The 511-nt window shown below is 26.6% G+C and carries 1 protein-coding gene and 1 pseudogene; one reads left to right on the plus strand and one right to left on the minus strand.

Features of this window, described 5'->3' with window-relative positions:
- Positions 1–211 precede the first annotated feature (211 nt).
- Positions 212–397, plus strand: a pseudogene (locus IE142_RS40550) (hypothetical protein); the annotation flags it as partial.
- On the opposite strand, the gene IE142_RS40555 reads toward IE142_RS40550, so the two are convergent.
- The coding region (locus IE142_RS40555) for a hypothetical protein (protein WP_229831338.1) at positions 322–511 on the minus strand (190 nt) is incomplete at its 5' end. The pseudogene IE142_RS40550 and the gene IE142_RS40555 overlap by 76 nt on opposite strands.

Raw genomic sequence — 511 nt, forward strand, 5'->3', positions numbered from 1 at the left:
ACCTTTATTAGGTTCAATAGTTTCAGGTTTCTTTGGTAGAAAAGTTGGAGTAAGTGGAGCACATTTAATAACATGTACTTCAGTTATAACAACAACATTCTTAGCTATATTAGCTTTTTTTGAAGTAGGTTTTAATAATATACCTGTAACAATACATGTAGCAAGATGAATTGATGTAGAATCACTAAACGTATTATGAAATTTCAGATTTGATTCATTAACTGTTTCTATGTTATTACCTGTATTAATAGTATCTAGTTTAGTACACGTATATTCTATAAGTTATATGAGTCATGATCCTCATAATCAAAGATTCTTTAGTTATTTAAGTTTATTCACTTTTATGATGATTATTCTTGTAACAGGTAATAATTTTTTAATAATGTTTGTAGGTTGAGAAGGTGTTGGTGTTTGTTCATATTTATTAGTAAATTTCTGATTTACTAGAATAGCAGCAAACCAAAGTTCTTTATCTGCAATATTAACTAATAGAGTAGGTGATACTTTATTA

This window comes from Streptomyces mutabilis (assembly GCF_014649815.1).
Classification (GTDB): domain Bacteria; phylum Actinomycetota; class Actinomycetes; order Streptomycetales; family Streptomycetaceae; genus Streptomyces; species Streptomyces mutabilis.